We start from the raw sequence: 2,397 nt of genomic DNA on the forward strand, positions 1-2,397 counted from the left end.
AGGAAGGGGTTTGCCGCGCTTCTAGATCAAGCTGCACCAGTTCTTTGTGACATTCGGCCGATTGTGAGATCTGCAACGAATGCTTTAAAGCGCGCGAGCGGAGGGAGAATGTATCCCCGAACGCGGCCCGGCAGGAAGAATCGAGATGCGTGTCTTGACGAATCTTAAATCCGAAGCCGCAGGGATGGTGCAGGCCATCGCCCGGAAGATACACCGATCTCCATGCCGAACGGCAATTTTAAAGAACTAATGCAACAAGGATTACGAAATGGCGCTGAGAAAACCAAGACAGCAGGGCGCCCAGTTTCTTGACGAGGCGGAGCACAAGCTCACCAAGGGAGCGCCGCTTATCGTTCGACTGGACGCCATCGGCCGCAACAAGGACTCGATCGAGGCGACGTTGCTAATGAACGCCGTTGGTTCCAAAAGGGGCGAACAGGTCGTCATCAAACAGGCCCCGACGCTGACCTACGGCCCGGATCAGCTCAACAACGCTCTCGCCGGTACCCAATACGATCCGCAATCGCAGCCGGGAGACATCATCGCATTCAGCTCGGTTTATCTCGAGAAAGACACCGTGATGGCCGGCAGGATCGGGGCACGGACGCATGGCGAGATGATCGGCAACGTTCAGGTGATCATGGCTCCCGCGAGACCGTCCGCCAGCCGGGTGACGAAAAAAGGTGCCTCTCAATACCTGACGATCGCCGATCCGTTCGAAGCCAGGACCATCAAGAACATCAAGGATGCCGAGGCGTTTATGCGCGGGTTCGAGACCGAGAAGGCGGATGCGGGCACGCTCGTCGGCGCCATCATGAGAACGAGGGATCGCAACGTCGGGGAATTCAGGCCGACGGAAGAGAAGGATATCGCATATCTCCTTGAGGAACTACAGCATGACGGCATCTTCGAGGATAACGAGCCGATCACTTTCATTCCGACCATGCACATTCAAGTAGGCAGAGATCAGGTCCGACGCGAGCTGGACCCGAAAATCCCGACCGACGGATGGGTCCGTGGAAAGCTTTCTAGGCAATACACGTATGACAACCGCAAGGAGACCGGCTTTCGACCGACTATCATCGTGATCAGTGATGAAGAAGAATGGGCATTCGGCGGCAAGACCGGAAAGATCAAGAGGTACGCGACCGGCATCCAGCCTGCGATCAAGTGCAACCCGATCATGCCTCGAGATTTAGAGGTCCCAACGAAGAACGGGACGAAGAACATTATCAGGACCCAAAGGTTGTTCACCGAGGAACAAATGGTAGCGGCCGCAAAGGAGCGAAAGCGGACATCCGGTCTTGGTGAAGAAAGACAGCCCAGCCAGACCAACGAATCCCAAAGAACCAGATCTTCCCGGCCGGGTATCTGACAGGGAAAGATTTTGAAGGACTATTCGTCAATCCGAGAGAGGGCAGGCCCGATGAAGCGGCGCGCCCTCTCGGCATCTCCGGACCAGGCGCACGTCTCGCCGTCTGCGAGACGTTTGCGGTGCTCATTCAACAGCCTGAGGGCTTGCCGTATGACCGCCCTCTCGGACATGTCGCTCTCCTTAGCAGCCTCCCGCACGAAGTCCCGCTCCTGCTCAGTCAGAAAATCCAGGTCAAACATCGCTTTTATTCCGGAACTCGCGCGCAGTGACTCTCGAATGCCGCAAACGCCTTACGCAGGTCGAGCCCGGACGGACGCGCGGGAGATGCAGCAGTCTTGATGTCAGTCACGACATCGATAGCCTTCGGGGTCCACGAAACGAGAGCGTTGCGGCGGTCAGATTCATCCATCCACCTCTTGATATACCCGCCCTTTTCGAGAGCCTTCAGCGCATAGCTCGCATTCGAACCGACGTGCCGACCCTTTTGAACTAGATCTTTGACTCGCGCGTCACCCTCTCCGACCGATATTAGAAACATCAGATTCCCGAAGGAAAGGTCCGTCGCCTTATGGCGCCGAAGAATAGGTTTCACGAAGTCGGCGAAAACGCGAAGGCTGCGGTCCATCGCAACTGCGATGTCCGACAAATTCTCACGCGCTTCCTCTGTCCGCATTTGTGCCACCAAAATCTCCCACACATCCCTCTTAAAATTAAGGACGGGAAAGGAACATGTGGCAACGCGCCGGCGGAAGGAAATGCTAAAGCCTGGGTCCGGGCGGATAATTCCCTCGTCATCGGAGGCGTATGGCCGTTCCTTCAAGCTTATGCCTCGGTCACGTGCCGGACGACTGTTCCTTCAACTCAAGGCACATCTGTGGTGTTGCTGTAACGCTCGTCTTTCCCGCCATCGAACCCCCGGATGTTTGCTGAACCTAACGTCTTCCCAGCCCTGAAGGACGGTGTCCCCGCGCGGCATGATCCAGAAGCGCGGAAAACCCCTTCCTTCAGGGGGGCAAGAGCGC

4 protein-coding genes are annotated in these 2,397 nt (G+C 56.7%); 1 reads left to right on the forward strand and 3 read right to left on the reverse strand.

The features are described from left to right. Window positions 1–214 (reverse strand): hypothetical protein (locus E1297_RS49660; RefSeq protein WP_209015609.1); only part of this gene is annotated, 214 nt, incomplete at its 3' end. A 54-nt stretch (window positions 215–268) separates the two neighbouring features. On the opposite strand from E1297_RS49660, the gene E1297_RS02690 reads away from it, so the two are divergent. After that, the gene (locus E1297_RS02690) at window positions 269–1,375 is read left to right on the forward strand and encodes a hypothetical protein (protein ID WP_155133575.1); all 1,107 of its coding nucleotides are present in this window, start codon (window positions 269–271) and stop codon (window positions 1,373–1,375) included. Between the two features lie 20 nt (window positions 1,376–1,395). Here E1297_RS02690 and E1297_RS02695 read toward each other — a convergent pair whose 3' ends face one another. Next, window positions 1,396–1,614: a hypothetical protein gene (locus E1297_RS02695; protein WP_155133578.1), complete on the reverse strand. Its 219-nt coding sequence runs from the start codon at window positions 1,612–1,614 to the stop codon at window positions 1,396–1,398. A gap of 5 nt (window positions 1,615–1,619) precedes the next feature. After that, on the reverse strand, window positions 1,620–2,048 hold the full coding sequence (locus tag E1297_RS02700; protein WP_244327608.1) for a winged helix DNA-binding protein: 429 nt from the start codon (window positions 2,046–2,048) through the stop codon (window positions 1,620–1,622). Window positions 2,049–2,397 lie beyond the last annotated feature (349 nt).

Source organism: Roseibium sp. RKSG952, from assembly GCF_009711355.1.